This is a genomic window from Actinoplanes sp. NPDC048988 (assembly GCF_043197815.1).
GTDB lineage: Bacteria > Actinomycetota > Actinomycetes > Mycobacteriales > Micromonosporaceae > Actinoplanes.
Map to the genome: position 1 here is coordinate 304,569 of NZ_JBICTW010000001.1, position 15,143 is coordinate 319,711.

Annotated in this window: 11 protein-coding genes; 3 read left to right on the forward strand and 8 right to left on the reverse strand. The window is 70.6% G+C overall.

Annotated elements, in window-relative coordinates; translation table 11 throughout:
- Positions 1-167 precede the first annotated feature (167 nt).
- The 3 genes from ACGFJ7_RS01510 to ACGFJ7_RS01520 all read right to left on the reverse strand — a co-directional run bounded on the left by ACGFJ7_RS01510 (position 168) and on the right by ACGFJ7_RS01520 (position 4,272).
- Complete coding sequence (locus tag ACGFJ7_RS01510) at positions 168-3,098, reverse strand: vitamin B12-dependent ribonucleotide reductase (RefSeq protein ID WP_360241653.1); 2,931 nt, start codon at positions 3,096-3,098, stop codon at positions 168-170.
- A 59-nt stretch (positions 3,099-3,157) separates the two neighbouring features.
- A complete protein-coding gene (gene nrdR, locus ACGFJ7_RS01515) occupies positions 3,158-3,676 on the reverse strand; it encodes a transcriptional regulator NrdR (RefSeq protein ID WP_360241656.1) in 519 nt (172 codons plus the stop codon).
- A 272-nt stretch (positions 3,677-3,948) separates the two neighbouring features.
- A complete protein-coding gene (locus ACGFJ7_RS01520) occupies positions 3,949-4,272 on the reverse strand; it encodes a LysM peptidoglycan-binding domain-containing protein (protein WP_392640171.1) in 324 nt (107 codons plus the stop codon).
- A 293-nt stretch (positions 4,273-4,565) separates the two neighbouring features.
- Here ACGFJ7_RS01520 and lexA point away from each other — a divergent pair, with 293 nt between their 5' ends.
- The gene (gene lexA, locus ACGFJ7_RS01525; protein WP_392640173.1) at positions 4,566-5,360 is read left to right on the forward strand and encodes a transcriptional repressor LexA; all 795 of its coding nucleotides are present in this window, start codon (positions 4,566-4,568) and stop codon (positions 5,358-5,360) included.
- Between the two features lie 371 nt (positions 5,361-5,731).
- Here lexA and ACGFJ7_RS01530 read toward each other — a convergent pair whose 3' ends face one another.
- Both ACGFJ7_RS01530 and hflX read right to left on the reverse strand, forming a co-directional pair.
- Entirely contained in the window at positions 5,732-7,924 is a 2,193-nt protein-coding gene (locus tag ACGFJ7_RS01530; RefSeq protein ID WP_392640176.1) for a hypothetical protein, read from the reverse strand.
- Positions 7,925-7,995: 71 nt separating this feature from the next.
- The gene (gene hflX / locus ACGFJ7_RS01535) at positions 7,996-9,414 is read right to left on the reverse strand and encodes a GTPase HflX (protein ID WP_360241665.1); all 1,419 of its coding nucleotides are present in this window, start codon (positions 9,412-9,414) and stop codon (positions 7,996-7,998) included.
- 223 nt (positions 9,415-9,637) lie between these two features.
- On the opposite strand from hflX, the gene ACGFJ7_RS01540 reads away from it, so the two are divergent.
- The gene (locus ACGFJ7_RS01540; RefSeq protein WP_360241668.1) at positions 9,638-11,095 is read left to right on the forward strand and encodes an NAD-dependent malic enzyme; all 1,458 of its coding nucleotides are present in this window, start codon (positions 9,638-9,640) and stop codon (positions 11,093-11,095) included.
- 58 nt (positions 11,096-11,153) lie between these two features.
- Here ACGFJ7_RS01540 and ACGFJ7_RS01545 read toward each other — a convergent pair whose 3' ends face one another.
- Genes ACGFJ7_RS01545 through miaA form a run of 3 tightly spaced genes read right to left on the reverse strand, consistent with a single transcriptional unit; the run spans position 11,154 to position 13,761 of the window.
- Positions 11,154-11,978 carry a glycerophosphodiester phosphodiesterase family protein gene (locus ACGFJ7_RS01545; RefSeq protein WP_360241671.1) on the reverse strand — a complete coding sequence of 275 codons (825 nt, stop codon included), beginning with the start codon at positions 11,976-11,978 and terminating at the stop codon, positions 11,154-11,156.
- Positions 11,975-12,823: a diaminopimelate epimerase gene (gene dapF / locus ACGFJ7_RS01550; protein WP_360241674.1), complete on the reverse strand. Its 849-nt coding sequence runs from the start codon at positions 12,821-12,823 to the stop codon at positions 11,975-11,977. Before dapF ends, ACGFJ7_RS01545 begins: the two co-directional genes overlap by 4 nt.
- An 8-nt stretch (positions 12,824-12,831) precedes the next feature.
- Positions 12,832-13,761: a tRNA (adenosine(37)-N6)-dimethylallyltransferase MiaA gene (gene miaA, locus ACGFJ7_RS01555; RefSeq protein ID WP_392640181.1), complete on the reverse strand. Its 930-nt coding sequence runs from the start codon at positions 13,759-13,761 to the stop codon at positions 12,832-12,834.
- A gap of 159 nt (positions 13,762-13,920) precedes the next feature.
- On the opposite strand from miaA, the gene ACGFJ7_RS01560 reads away from it, so the two are divergent.
- Complete coding sequence (locus ACGFJ7_RS01560) at positions 13,921-15,129, forward strand: DUF349 domain-containing protein (protein ID WP_360241680.1); 1,209 nt, start codon at positions 13,921-13,923, stop codon at positions 15,127-15,129.
- Positions 15,130-15,143 lie beyond the last annotated feature (14 nt).

Consider the following 15,143-nt stretch of genomic DNA (forward strand, 5'->3'; position numbering starts at 1 on the left):
AAACCGTCGTATCGAGGCCGGCGACGACCCGGGCGAGATGCCCCTCCGGCCCAACCATCGCGCCCACGTCTGAGCCCGCCATGCGCATCCGGCCCGGCGGGGGTAAGGCGACAGCCTCCCCGCCCGGTGTGGGCGAGGAGGCTGTCGGATTCGGCCAGGGCTGAAGGTCAGCTGCAGCCGGAGGTGGAGCCGCAGCCCTCGCAGACGTAGCAGCTGCCGGCGCGGCGCATCTTGGTGCCGCAGGTGAAGCAGAGCGGGGCGTCGGCGGACTGGCCCATGACGATCTCGAGCAGCTCGGTGGAGGAGCCGACCGAGGCCGGGGCGGCCTTTTCGGGGTCGGTCGTGGGCTCGGTCACGACGAGCTTGGGCTCGGCCGGAATCTCGGCGGACGTGACCTCGGCGGCCGGGGTCACCGGGGCCGAGGCGGCCATGCCGGCCAGGTCGACCGGGGCGGCGGCGGCTTCGGCGGCGGCCTCGGCCTGCACCTGGGCGGCGCGCTCCTTGGCCGTGAAGATGCCGAGGTCGGCGCGGGTGTCGTACGGCAGGAAGTCGAGGGCCAGGCGACGGAAGATGTAGTCCATCACCGAGCTGGCCATGCGGACGTCCGGGTCGTCGGTCATGCCGGCGGGCTCGAACCGCATGTTGGTGAACTTGCTGACGTACGTCTCGAGCGGGACGCCGTACTGGAGCCCTATCGAGATCGCCACCGAGAAGGCGTCCATGACGCCGGCCAGGGTGGAACCCTGCTTCGACATCTTGAGGAAGACCTCGCCGAGGCCGTCGTCCGGGTAGGACGACGCGGTGAGGTAGCCCTCGGCGCCGCCGACCGAGAACGACACCGTCTCCGACGGGCGCTTCTTCGGGAGGCGCTTACGGACCGGGCGGTACTCGACGACCTTCTCCACGACCTTCTCGACCTCGGTCGAGGTGGCGGCGGGCTCGGTCGGCGCAGCGTCCTTCTTCTTGCCCGCGGCGGAGAGCGGCTGGCCGACCTTGCAGTTGTCGCGGTAGATCGCGAGCGCCTTCAGGCCGAGCTTCCAGCCCTGGTAGTGGATGTTCTCGATCTCCTCGACGGTCGCCGTCTCCGGCATGTTCACCGTCTTGGAGATGGCGCCCGAGATGAACGGCTGCACCGCGGCCATCATGCGCACGTGGCCCATCGGGGCGATCGCGCGCTCGCCCATGGCGCAGTCGAAGACCGCGTAGTGCTCCGGCTTGAGGCCGGGGGCGTCGACGACGTTGCCGTGGTCGGAGATGTGCTCGACGATCGCCTCGACCTGCTCCTCGGGGTAGCCGAGGCTGCGCAGCGCGCGCGGAACCGTCTGGTTGACGATCTGCATCGAGCCGCCGCCGACGAGCTTCTTGAACTTGACCAGGGCCAGGTCGGGCTCGATGCCGGTGGTGTCGCAGTCCATCATCAGGCCGATGGTGCCGGTGGGGGCGAGCACGGAGGCCTGGGCGTTGCGCCAGCCGTTCTTCTCACCGATCTTGTTGCCGGCCTGCCACTGCTTGGTGGCCTCCTTGACGATCGCGGTCGCGACGGCGTTGGCCGGGCGGATCGCGTCGTTGGCGGCGGCGTGCTTGCGCATGACCCGCTTGTGGGCCTCGGCGTTGCGGGCGTAGCCGTCGTACGCGCCGACCACGCCGGCGAGCTCGGCCGAGCGGCGGTACGCCGTACCGGTCATGAGCGAGGTGATCGCGCCGGCGACGCTGCGGCCCGCCTCCGAGTCGTACGGAAGACCGGACGCCATCAGCAGGGCACCGATGTTCGCGTAGCCGATGCCGAGCTGGCGGTAGGCGCGGGTGGTGACGCCGATCCGCTCGGTCGGGAAGTCGGCGAAGCAGATCGAGATGTCCATCGCGGTGATGATGAACTCGACGCTCTTGACGAACTTCTCGACCTCGAAGCCGCCCTCGGGGGTCAGGAACTTCATCAGGTTGAGCGAGGCCAGGTTGCAGGACGAGTCGTCCAGCGACATGTACTCCGAGCAGGGGTTGGACGCGGTGATGCGGCCGGTCTCGGGGTTGGTGTGCCAGTCGTTGATCGTGTCGTCGTACTGCAGACCGGGGTCGGCGCACTCCCACGCGGCCTTCGCGATGTCGCGGAACAGCTTCTTGGCGTCGACCCGCTCGATCTCCTCGCCGTGCAGACGGCCGCGGAGGGCGAAGTCGCCACCCTCCTCGTACGCCCGCATGAACTCGTCGGAGACGCGGACCGAGTTGTTGGCGTTCTGGTACTGCACCGAGACGATGTCGGAGCCGCCCAGGTCCATGTCGAAGCCGGCGTCGCGCAGGGCGCGGATCTTGTCTTCCTCGCGCGCCTTGGTCTGCACGAACTCCTCGATGTCGGGGTGGTCGACGTCGAGGATGACCATCTTGGCCGCGCGGCGGGTGGCGCCACCGGACTTGATGGTTCCGGCGCTGGCGTCGGCGCCGCGCATGAAGCTGACCGGGCCGCTGGCCGTGCCGCCGGAGGAGAGGAGTTCCTTGGAGGAACGGATGCGGGAGAGGTTGACGCCGGAGCCGGAGCCGCCCTTGAAGATCAGCCCCTCCTCCTTGTACCAGTCGAGGATGGAGTCCATCGAGTCGTCGACCGAGAGGATGAAGCAGGCGCTGACCTGCTGCGGCGACGACGTGCCGACGTTGAACCAGACCGGCGAGTTGAAGCTGAACACCTGGTGCAGCAGCATCCAGGTCAGCTCGTGGTCGAAGACCTCCGCGTCGGTCTTGGTGGCGAAGTAGCCGAAGTCCTCGCCGGCCTTGCGGTACGTCTGCACGACCCGGTCGATGAGCTGGCGGAGCGACTGCTCACGCTGCGGGGTGCCGACCGCGCCCCGGAAGTACTTGGTGGTGACGATGTTGGCCGCGTTGACGCTCCAGTCCTTCGGGAACTCGACACCGCGCTGCTCGAAGTTGATCGAGCCGTCCCGCCAGTTCGTCATGACGACGTCGCGGCGCTCCCACTCGACCTCGTCGTACGGGTGGACGCCCTCGGTCGTCCAGACCCGCTCGACCCGCAGCCCCCCGCTGCCGGCCGGCGCGCCGTTGCCGTTCGCCCGGCTGCGCTGCCTGCCTGCTGTTACGCCGTCCCCGGCCATACTGCTCCCCCTCGTAACTACTACGTCTGCCACTACTACGTGTGCCGCTGAAGCTTGCTCTAGCTGTTGATCTTGGGTGCGCGACCGCCGGATCGCGGCGCCACGGCGTGTCGCACCGCGGCCTCCCGGGCGGTCGCCGCCTCACGGAGCGCGGTGATCTCCTTCTCGAACTCGTCGAGCGAGTCGAAGGACTTGTACACACTGGCGAAGCGCAGGTAAGCCACCTGGTCGAGATCACGCAACGGGACGAGGATCGCCAGGCCCACCTCGTGGCTGGGAATCTCGGCCGCGCCCTTGGCCCGGACGGTCTCCTCGACCTTCTGCGCGAGCAGCGCGATCGAGTCCTCGTCGACGGGCCGGCCCTGACAGGCCTTGCGGACCCCACTCATGATCTTCGTACGGCTGAAGGGCTCGGTGACCCCGCTGCGCTTCACGACGGCGAGAACCGCTTCCTCGACCGTGGTGAACCGCTTGCCGCACTCGGGGCACGAGCGGCGGCGACGGATCAGCTGACCGTCGTCGGCCTCACGTGAGTCGACGACGCGCGAGTCGGCGTGACGACAGTACGGGCAGCGCACCGTGAACCCCCTTCAGCAACCTCCGACACGGAATCCGGACATGGCAAAACGCAGCGTCGCGCTGGTGGACACCAGCTCGCCGCTGTGGACGGCCTGTGGATAACCGGTGGGAGGTAACCCCAACCTGTGGATGACTTACACCCTTATAACTACTAGATGTTGGGGTAGACGCTATGCCCCGGCGGACGCGGACGCAAGTTCAGTGGCGTGCCGACGCGCCGTATTTTCCGACTCAACACGAGCGGTTGATCTTTCGTTACGGTTCGAGTCGATCAAGAGCCGTAGGGCAAGATCAAAACATCGCCCGGGTGTACGCCGTACCCGCTCAATCCATTGAGCCGGCGCAACTCGTCGACGCCCGCCTGACCATGACGGCCAGGCAACTCGCGCGCCGCGAGATCCCAGAGCGTGTCACCCGGCCGGACGACGATCGTAGGCGGCGGGCCGGCGGGCGGCTCGTCAGCCCGCGACGCCGTGGTGAACAACACGGCACTGGCCAGCGAAGCCAGGACAACGAGAAGACCAAGGACCACGGTCCGTCCGCGCCGGGTGAGCCGCAGGGGCGGTTCCGCGTGCCGTACGCCGTTGGTCACCATCAGTCTCGCCACCCCGCTCGACCTCGGAAAATGATCACGGGAAATGTGATCATCGTACGGGCGTTCGATCGAACGCCCGTACGACGGTCTATCAGAACAGGCGTACGGAAGTCGAGCACTTCCGGGCGACACGCCGGAAGAATGTCGTACAGATGTTTGAATATGTCGTACCGCGCCATTACGGTTCTCCCTCAAGAGGGGTCAGCCGGGCAGGCGCCATCCCCACGGCGTTCCGCACCGGCTCCGCGAGAGCACCACGTGCCGTGAGGCACTGGCCGACAGGGAGGGCGGACGTGTCGACCGACGACCGGACGAGCCGGCAACACGAGAGCAAGCCAGACAACGGAGCGACCAGCACGGCCGCCCTGCGACGTCGCTCGCCGAGCCGCGGACGCGCCGCCGACGCACCGCAACTGCGCTCCGTCACCCCGGTGGTCAGCCAGTTCCCCGACCCGGTCACCGCCGAGCTGACCGCGCGCCAGCGCAAGATCCTCGAGTTCATCCGGGGCTGGGTCGAGCGCTACGGCTACCCGCCCAGCGTCCGTGAGATCGGCGAGGCGGTCGGCCTGGTGTCGCCGTCCAGCGTCGCCTACCAGCTCAAGGCGCTCGAGACCAAGGGCTTCCTGCGCCGCGACCCGAACCGGCCGCGCGCGGTCGACGTGCGCTCACCCAACGAGCTGGTCGACGACGAGGCGCTGCGGTCGGCGCGCCCCCAGCCGGCGTACGTGCCGCTGGTGGGCCGGATCGCGGCCGGCGGGCCGATCCTGGCCGAGCAGGCGGTGGAGGAGTTCTTCCCGCTGCCGCGCGAGCTGGTCGGCGAGGGCGACGTCTTCATGCTCGAGGTCAAGGGCGACTCGATGATCGACGCCGCGATCTGCAACGGCGACTGGGTGGTCGTCCGCCAGCAGCCCACCGCCGACGCGGGCGACATCGTGGCCGCCATGATCGACGGCGAGGCGACGGTGAAGAGCTACCGCCAGCGCGACGGCCACGTCTGGCTGATGCCGGCCAACCCGGCCTTCGACCCGATCCCCGGCGACGACGCCACCATCATGGGCCGCGTCGTGGCCGTCCTCCGCCGGGTCTAGCCGGTTCCCGCGACCGGCGCGCGCCAACAGAACAAGCCGGCCAGCGGACCGGGGCGGACCGGGAAACCTGGGCGGACCGGGAAACTTGGGCGGCCAGCGAGACCCGGGCGGCCAGCGATCCCGGGACAGGCAGCGGCACAAGTCGACCAGCGGGACCGGGACGGCCAGCGGCAAAAGCCGGCCAGCGGGACCGGGACGGCCAGCAGAACAAGTCGGCCAAGACCGGGGCCGCTAGCAGAACAAGCCGGCCAGCGGGACCGCGGTCGGCGAGCGGACGGACGGGCCGGTAGGAACATCCCGGTTGGCCGGGAACGGGACGCGCCCGGAGGAACAGGTCCGCCGGGCGCGTACAGAGAGCTGGGACGGGGTGGCTAGCGAGGGCCGTAACCCGGGCCGTAGCCGTGCTGCGGGTTGTCGAAGCGGCCTTCGGGGTGGCGGGCGTAGTCGTTGCGCTGCCGTCCCGGCTCGGGGCGGCCCTGCTGTGGGCCGGCGCCGTAGACGCCGCCGCCCTGTGCGCCGCGCGGCGGCTGGGGGCCGCGCGGAGGCTGCTGGCCGCCGCGTGAGGGCTGGCCCTGCGGGTTACGGGAGGGCGGCTGACCGTCACGAGGCGGCTGGCCCTGGGGACCGCGACCGGGCTGGCCCTGTGGGCCCCGCGCGGGCTGGCCCTGCGGGCCTCGCGGCGGCTGGCCCTGCGGACCGCGCGCGGGCTGACCCTGGGGACCCCGCGCCGGCGGCTGCTGCCCGCCGCGAACCGGCTGACCTTGCGGACCGCGCGCCGGCTGGCCCTGCGGACCACGAGCGGGCTGACCCTCCGGACCCCGCGCGGGCTGACCCTGCGGACCACGCGCGGGCTGACCCTGAGGACCGCGAGCCGGCTGACCCTGGGGGGCGCGACCGGGCTGACCTTGCGGGCCCCGCGCGGGCTGGCCCTGGGGACCACGCGCCGGTTGACCCTGCGGACCACGAGCCGGCTGGCCCTGCGCACCACCCGCGGGCTGACCCTGTGGGCCCCGAGCCGGCTGGCCCTGCGGGGCACGCCCGGGCTGGCCCTGCGCACCACTCGCCGGCTGGCGCTGAGGACCGCGAGCCGGACCACCAGCGGGCTGACCCTGCGGAGTGCGACCGGGCTGGCCCTTGGCGCCACCCACCGGCTGGCCCTGCGGGCCGCGAGCCGGCTGGCCCTGCGGGCCGCGGGCGGGCTGGCCCTGCGGGCCGCGGGCGGGCTTGGCGCCGCCGTAGACCCCGGGGCCCGAACCCGCGGCGGCCGGCACCGCGCCGGACGGTGGCTTGGCTCCGCCGTAGACCGCGCCGGAATTCGCGCCGTCCGTCGAGGGGCGTGTGGGGCCGCCCTTGCCGCCGTAGACGCCGGCCCGCTGTGGGGTGCCGCCCACGCCGATCAGCTCGGTTTCCGGCTCGCCGTCCAGCGGGTTGTCGAAGCCGTCGACCGGCTCGTCGGGCTCCTCGGCCGCCCGCTTACGGAAGCGGACGATGCCGAGCACGCCGACGCCGACCAGGATCAGGCCCAGCACGCCGACGCCGGCCACCGCGTACGTGATGTCGCTCAGCTCGAGGTCGGCGTACCACTTCTTCTCCTCGCCCTCGCCGCCGCTGGCGGCCGCCTTGGCCACCGTCGTGGCCGGGGCGTAGCGCAGGATGTAGTTGGCCGCCTCTTTGTCACCGCTCATGTCCGACGTGGTGTAGAAGAACTTGCCGTCGGGGCTGTAGGTGATCGCCTCGCCGAGCGTCTCGTTCGGCAGGCCGGTCGTGCGGGGCTTGTTCTTGATCGCGCCGAGCACGTCGCCGTTCGTCACGTCCCACTCGAGCGCGTCGGTGTACGTGCGCAGGACGACCTTGCCGCCGCCGGGGGCGATCGCGGCGCCGGAGATGGTCTTGTTGCCGATCCGGGCGTACGGGTTGCCGGCCGTCTGGGTGCCCGAGACCGTGAGCTTGGCGGCGAGTTTCATCGGCACGCCGGTCTTGCCGGTCTTCAGCGCGGCCGTCGGCTGGTAGATGTAGGCCGACGCGTCCTGCTTCTGGATCTCTTTGGTGACGATCAGCGGGACGCCGTTGCCGTTCAGCAGCAACGCCTCGGCGTCGTGGTGGGCGTCGGGGTAGGTGAGCCGGTAGAGCACCGGCTCCGACGCGCCCGAGACCGGCATCTTCCACAGGGCGATGGACTCGCGGGTCTTGTCGTTGTCGAAGTTGTTGTCGCCGATGTCGGCGATCCACAGGGTCGAACCGTCGGCCGAGAGAACCATGTCCTCGGTGTCGAACGGGCCCTTGCCGCTGTAGGAGACCTCTTTGACGACCGCGCACTTGGCGTTGAGGAAGAAGATCTTCTTCTTCGTGTCGTCGAGCGTGCCGTCGTTGACGACGATGTAGCCGGTCTTGGTGGCGACGAGCCCGGAGACCTCGTCGAGCCGCTTGTCGGCGATCTTGCACATCTTCTTGCCGGCGACCGAGGGCGCGCTGACAACTGGTGCCGGATCGTCGGCAAACGCACTGGACGGACCGGCCATCACGAGCCCGGAGGCCACGATGACCGGAAAGACGAGACGCCGCATCCGATCAGTGTCGCATGCGGCGTCCCGTGCCGGTGTTACGCGTGGATCACCTCGCCGGTGACGCCGCACGCTCAGTGTCGGAACGACTCCAGTTCGCCAGCAAGCCGCTCGTCGACGCGGATCCGGAGCTCCGTTCCCTCGTCCAAATGGCGGGTTTGCAAGACCTGACCGGATCGATGAATCCGGGCGACCAGATCACCTCGGTCATAGGGCAGCAGAACGCGCAACTCGACCGCCGGTTTCGGCAGCCGCTCCGCGATGGCCGTGTGCAGCTCGGCGATGCCCTGCCCGGAGCGGGCCGACACGAAGACCGCGTCGGGCCAGGTCCGCTTCAGCCGCAGAATCGTCTCCTCGTCGGCGGCGTCCATCTTGTTGATGACCAGCAGCTCGGGCAGCGTGTCGGCGCTGACCTCGGCCAGCACCTCGCGGACCGCGCTCACCTGACCCTCGGGGTCGGGGTGGGAGCCGTCGACGACGTGCACGACCAGGTCGGAGTACGACACCTCCTCGAGCGTGGAGCGGAACGCCTCCACGATCTGGTGCGGCAGGTGCCGGACGAAGCCGACGGTGTCGGACAGTGTGTAGACACGGCCGTCCTCGGCCGCCGTGCGCCGGGTGGTCGGGTCGAGTGTGGCGAACAACGCGTTCTCGACCAGCACGCCGGCCTGGGTCAGCCGGTTGAGGATGCTGGACTTGCCCGCGTTGGTGTAGCCGGCGATCGCCACCGACGGCACGCCGCTGCTCTGGCGGCGGGAGCGCTTGGTCTGCCGTACGGTCCGCATGGCCTTGATCTCCCGGCGCAGCTTGGCGATGCGCTGGTTGATGCGGCGACGGTCGGTCTCGAGCTTGGTCTCACCCGGACCACGGGTGCCGACGCCGCCACCACCGGAACCGCCACCGGCGCCACCGCCCTGCCGGGACAGCGACTCACCCCAACCGCGCAGACGCGGCAGGAAGTATTGAAGCTGGGCCAGCTCGACCTGCGCCTTGCCCTCTTTGCTCTTCGCGTGCTGGGCGAAGATGTCGAGGATCAGCGCGGTGCGGTCGACCACCTTGACTTTGGTCTGCTGCTCGAGGTTACGAAGCTGCGACGGGGACAGCTCGCCGTCGCAGATGACGGTGTCGGCGCCGGTGGCGACGACCGCGTCCCGCAGTTCCTGCACCTTGCCGCGGCCGATGAACGTGGCCGTGTCGGGGCGGGAACGTCGCTGGATCAGACCCTCGAGCACCTGGGAGCCGGCGGTCTCGGCGAGCGCGGCCAGCTCGGTGAGCGAGTTCTCCGCGTCCTCGACGGAGCCCTCGGTCCAGACGCCGACCAGGACGACCCGCTCGAGCCGCAGCTGACGGTACTCGACCTCGGTGATGTCGGTGAGCTCGGTGGAGAGACCGGCGACCCGCCTCAGCGAATGCCGCTCCTCGAGCTCGAGCTCGCCGGTCGTGGGATCCGGCTCGTCCAGTTCGAGTACGGGTGCCTGGTAAGAGTTTCGCAAAAGTGTGACCTCCTCGGCCCCGATCGTGGCACGTTCGGCCTACCGAGCGCATCCACATAACGTGGCCGGGCGTTATCGATGGGATGGGTCTTCAGGCTGGTTCAGGGTGGCGGGCGGGGCGGTTGGACGGGTGTTGGAACCAGGCATAACGCCCCGCATGGAATCCGGTATTCCACAGGAGCAAGATTACGGTGAAGCACCCGCCAACGTCGGAGGGAACACCGTGGTGACCACCCGCCTGCCCAGCGCAGGATTCTCGATCACGATCCGGATAGCCGTGACCGCGGACGCCTCGTCCATCGGCCGGCTCACCACCTGCGTCGGCGAGGCCGGCGCGATCGTGACCGCTCTCGACGTGGTCGACTCCGACCCCAGCCGTGTCCTGGTCGACCTCACCTGTGACACCGCCGACTCGAGCCACGCCGACCAGGTCGTCAAGCAGCTCGAGGAGCAGGACGGCGTCGACGTCCGCAAAGTGTCCGACCGCACCTTCCTGCTGCACCTCGGCGGCAAGATCGAGGTGAGCTCCAAGGTCGCGCTCCGCAACCGCGATGAGCTGTCCCGGGCGTACACACCCGGTGTGGCCCGGGTCTGCATGGCCATCGCGGAGAACCCGGCCGACGCGCGCCGCCTCACGATCAAGCGCAACACGGTCGCCGTGGTCAGCGACGGCTCGGCCGTGCTGGGCCTGGGCAACATCGGCCCGGCCGCGGCCATGCCGGTCATGGAGGGCAAGGCCGCCCTGTTCAAGCGCTTCGGCGGCGTGGACGCGTGGCCGGTGGTCCTCGACACGCAGGACACCGACGAGATCGTGAAGATCGTCAAGGCCATCGCGCCGGCCTACGGCGGCATCAACCTCGAGGACATCGCCGCGCCGCGCTGCTTCGAGATCGAGGCCCGCCTGCGCGAACAGCTCGACATCCCGGTCTTCCACGACGATCAGCACGGCACGGCGATCTGCGTGCTGGCCGCGCTGACGAACGCGCTGCGCGTCGTCGGCAAGCGCCTCGAGGACGTCCGCGTGGTCGTCTCGGGCGCCGGCGCGGCCGGTACCGCGATCATGAAGCTGCTGCTTCGCCAGGGCGTGGGCGACATCATCGCGTACGACCGGAAAGGCGCTCTTCATCGCGGTATGGCCGACATGTCGGAGACCTGGCAATGGCTGGCCGACCACACCAACAAGAGCAACTACGAAGGTGACCTGGCCGGCGCGATCGTGGGCGCCGACGTCTTCATCGGCGTGAGCGCGCCCAACTTGCTGACCGGTGACGACATCGCCAAGATGGCCGAGAAGTCGATCGTCTTCGCGCTGGCCAACCCCGACCCCGAGGTCGACCCGCGTGAGGCCCGCCGGCACGCGGCCGTCGTCGCGACGGGCCGCTCGGATCAGCCCAATCAGATCAACAACGTGCTGGCCTTCCCCGGCGTCTTCCGGGGCATGCTCGACGTCAGCGCCGAGGAGTTCACCGAGGAGATGGCCCTGGCCGCGGCCCGCGCCATCGCGGACGTCGTCGGCGAGGACAAGCTGAACCCGACGGTGATCATCCCCAGCGTCTTCGACCCGCGGGTGACTCCGGCGGTCGCGGCCGCCATCCGCGCGGCGGTGCGGGGCCCGGCGCAGCACAACGCGGCCGCGCTCCCCGAGGTCGAGCTGGAAACAGCGCCAGAAGAGACCTTTTAAGTACGGGTCGTCCGACACCACCCATTCCAGCGAACGGCTGGGTGGGTGGTGCGGGCCGTTACGGGCTTCCGGGTTGTCCGGCAACGAAAGCTGAGGACCAGCCGGTCAGCTCCGCCACGTGATCGGTGATCAAACCGGCGACTCCGGCGGCGGCCAGCGCCGGCCACCCGGCACGGTCGTTGGCCGTCCACGGCATGACGTCGACGCCACGCGCGGTCAGTTCGGCGACCGTGTCCGGGTCGCCGAGGACGTCCGCGGTCGACGGATTGCAGCAGACGACGCCGAGGTCCTCGGCGAGCGCGAGGGTGTCGGCCTCGAAGCGCAGGCGGAGCAGGCCCCGGCGGACCGCGGGAGCGGCCTCGCGCACGAGGCGGAGCACCTCGGGGTCGAAGCTCTGCACGACGGTGCGGTCATGCAGGCCCGCGGCGGTCACCATCTCCATGATCGTCTTGATCTCGGGCAGGGTGGCCGGGGGTTTGATCTCCAGAAGGAGCTGCGGACCGGGCGGCGCCAGCAGCGAGAGCGTCTCGGTCAGGGTGGGGACGCGCACGCCCGAACAGGCGGGCGAGAACCACGCGCCGGCGTCGAGGGTGGCCAGGTCGGCCAGGGTCAGGTCCCCGACGTGGCCGGCCCCGGTCGTGGTGCGGTCGACCGTCCGGTCGTGGATGACCACCGGGACGTCGTCAGCGGTGGTGCGCACGTCGAACTCGACGAAGGTCGCGCCGCCCCGCACGGCCGCCGCGAAGGCGGGCAGCGTGTTCTCCGGCGCGACCGCCGAATAGCCCCGATGCGCGACCCGGTGCAGACCGAACTCGGCGCCGCGCTCGGCCGCGCCGCGTTCGGCCGTGCCGGAGCCGGCGGGGATGCCGCCGGGTGGCGTCATCGGGTGAGGGCGTCCAGGTCGGCTTCGCCGGTGGCGACCAGGACGGCCGGGCCGGCCAGCCACCAGGCGTCGTTCTCGTCGTGGGTGACGGTCAGACGGCCGCCCGGGAGGTCGACCGCCACGACGCCGTGGGCCAGGCCGGCGTCGCGCAGCGCCACCGCGCCCACGGCCAAGGCGCCGGAGCCGCACGCCATGGTCTCGCCGGAGCCGCGCTCGTAGACACGCATGTCCACGTGGAGGTCGGCGTCCTCGATCGGGGACGCCGGTGTCACGAACTCGACATTCACCCCGGCCGGGAACAGGGCGGGGTCGAAGCCGGGCGAGACGGTCAGGTCGAGCGACTCCAGGCGCAGGCCGTCGTGCAGGGCGCAGACCAGGTGGGGGTTGCCGCAGTCGACGGCCACGCCCGGGAAGGTCAGCGGCCCGGTGGTCGCGGTGCCGGCCGCGTACACCCGAGGGCTTGCCATCCGCACCCGGACCTCGTCGCCGGCGAAGACCGCGACCACCACCCCGGCCCGCGTCGCGATCGGAAGGCCCTCCGCACCGGGCGTGGCCAGCCCGTGGGTGACCAGGTAGCGGGCGAAGACGCGGGTGCCGTTGCCGCACATCTCGGCGATCGAGCCGTCGGCGTTGCGGTAGTCCATGAACCACTCGGCCTCGGCCGCCCAGGCCTCGCCGTCGGAGTCCTTGGCGGTGCGCACGACGCGCAGGACGCCGTCGGCGCCGATGCCGAAGCGGCGGTCGCAGAGGGCGGCGACCTGCGACGGCGTCAGGTCGAGCGCGCCGTCGGGGTCGGGGACGATGACGAAGTCGTTGCCGGCGCCGTGGCCCTTGGTGAACAACACGCCGTCCATCATCCCGTAAGTGCCAGCGCGTCCGCCACGAGCGTGCCCGACGCCCCGTCCAGCCAGTGGATCGCCGGGTCACGGCGGAACCAGGAGCGTTGCCGGCGTACGAACCGCCGGGTCCCCCGTACGGTGTCCTCTCTCGCTTCCGGGGAGGACATCAGGCCGTCGAGCTCGGCGATCGCCTGCTGGTAGCCGAGCGCGCGTCCCGCCGTACGGCCCTCTCGCAAGCCGAGCGGAAGCAGCCGCCGGACCTCGTCCAGAAGTCCCGCCTCCCACATCAGATCGACCCGGAGCGCGATCCGCTCGTCCAGATCCTCGGTGGCGCGGTCCACCCCGATCTGCACCGACGGGTAGTACGGCGCCGGGTCGGGCAGGGACGCCGTGAACGGCTGCCCGGTCAGCTCGATGACCTCCAGCGCCCGCACGATCCGCCGCCCGTTCGACGGCAGGATCTTCTCGGCGGCCGGCGGATCGAGCGTGCGCAGCCGCTCGTGCAGCGGCGCCGGGCCCCCGGCGGCCAGTTCCTCCTCGAGACGCGCGCGCACCGCCGGGTCGGTGCCCGGGAACGAGAACTCCTCCAGCACCGCCCGCACGTACAGCCCCGAGCCGCCGACCAGGATCGGAACCCGTCCGCGGGCCACGATGTCGTCGATCGCGGCCCGGGCCAGCCCCTGGTATTCGGCGACCGCCGCCGGCTCGGTCACGTCCCAGATGTCCAGCAGGTGGTGGGGCACGCCGTCGCGCTCGGCCGGGGTCAGTTTGGCCGTGCCGATGTCCATGCCGCGATAGAGCTGCATCGAGTCGGCGTTGACGACCTCGCCGCCCAGTTCGTGGGCTAGCGCGATACTCAGGGCGGATTTGCCCGCCGCGGTGGGCCCGACGACGGTTATCACGCGTGAAGGGGCTGGCGACGGCACGAAGCCACGGTAGGACACTGTTTGGCCACGGTCATCCTCGGGCGCTTCCCCGTAACCCGGTTGGACCTGTGACAATGCGCGAGAAAGAATGCCATGGAGAAGCTTGGCGTTCGACTGTGCTGTGGCGGTGGTCACCGGCTCTGCTGGCCGGCGACGCCGGGAAGACGAGGATGGGTCATGAACGACTGGACGGCCTTCGGGCGCGTGGATGCCGACGGCACCGTGTACGTGAAGACCGCTGAGGGCGACCGCGTGGTCGGCTCCTGGCAGGCGGGCACCCCGGAGGAGGGACTGGCCCACTTCGCCCGGCGCTTCGCCGACCTGGTGACCGAGGTCGACCTCGTCGAGGCGCGGCTGAAGTCGGGAGCGGCCGACGCGGCACACTCGCTGAGCAGCGTCAAGCGCCTGCGCACGGAGCTCGCCGAGGCGCACGTGGTCGGTGACATCGACGGGCTCAACGCCCGCCTCGACAAGCTCGCCACGCTCGCCGAGGAGAAGGCGGGCGAGGCCCGCGCGGCCCGCGAGGTGGCCCGGGGCGAGGCCCTGGCCCGCAAGACGGCCCTCGTCGAGGAAGCCGAGAAGATCGCCAACGAGGCCACCGGCTGGAAGACCGCCGGCGACCGCCTCAAGGAGATCCTCGACGAGTGGAAGACGATCCGCGGCGTCGACAAGAAGACCGACGGCGAGCTGTGGAAGCGTTTCGCGACCGCGCGGGACGGCTTCACCCGCCGCCGCGGCGCCCACTTCGCCACCCTCGACGGTCAGCGCAAGCAGGCCCAGACCGCCAAGGAAGAACTGGTCAAGGAGGCCGAAACCCTCTCCGAGTCGACCGAGTGGTCGGCCACGGCCAACCGGCTCAAGGACCTGATGGCCGAGTGGAAGGCCGCGCCGCGCGCCGCCAAGGAGGCCGAGCAGCGTCTCTGGGAGCGGTTCCGGGCCGCGCAGGACGCGTTCTTCACCCGCCGCTCCGAGGTCTTCTCCGCCCGCGACGCCGAGTACAAGGGCAACCTCGACCGCAAGCAGGCCATCCTGGCCGAGGTGGAGGCGCTCGACGTCGACGCCGACCCGCGCGGCGCGCAGAACAAGCTGCGTGACGCCCAGGCCGCGTGGCACGACGCCGGTCGCGTCCCCCGCGAGTCCGCGGCCTCGCTCGACCGTCGCTGGCGGGCCGCCGAGGAGCGCATCCGCGTGGCGATGGACTCGGCCTGGCGCAAGACCTCGCCGCAGGACAACCCGCTGCTGAAGCAGATGCGCGAGCAGGTCGCCGAGGCCGAGGACAAGCTGGCCCGGGCCCAGGCCGCCGGCGACGCCCGCCGGATCAAGGAAGCCGAGCAGGCGCTGAACTCGAAGAAGCAGTTCCTCGCTCTGGCCGAGCAGGCGAACTGATCGACGTCGAGCGG

Excerpts from the sequence above, each read along its gene's own strand:
- ACGFJ7_RS01510 (WP_360241653.1), bottom strand. The coding sequence starts at position 3,098 with ATGGCCGGGGACGGCGTAACAGCAGGCAGGCAGCGCAGCCGGGCGAAC.
- ACGFJ7_RS01520 (WP_392640171.1), bottom strand. The coding sequence starts at position 4,272 with ATGGTGACCAACGGCGTACGGCACGCGGAACCGCCCCTGCGGCTCACC.
- ACGFJ7_RS01530 (WP_392640176.1), bottom strand. The coding sequence starts at position 7,924 with ATGCGGCGTCTCGTCTTTCCGGTCATCGTGGCCTCCGGGCTCGTGATG.
- ACGFJ7_RS01545 (WP_360241671.1), bottom strand. The coding sequence starts at position 11,978 with ATGACGCCACCCGGCGGCATCCCCGCCGGCTCCGGCACGGCCGAACGC.
- ACGFJ7_RS01560 (WP_360241680.1), top strand. The coding sequence starts at position 13,921 with ATGAACGACTGGACGGCCTTCGGGCGCGTGGATGCCGACGGCACCGTG.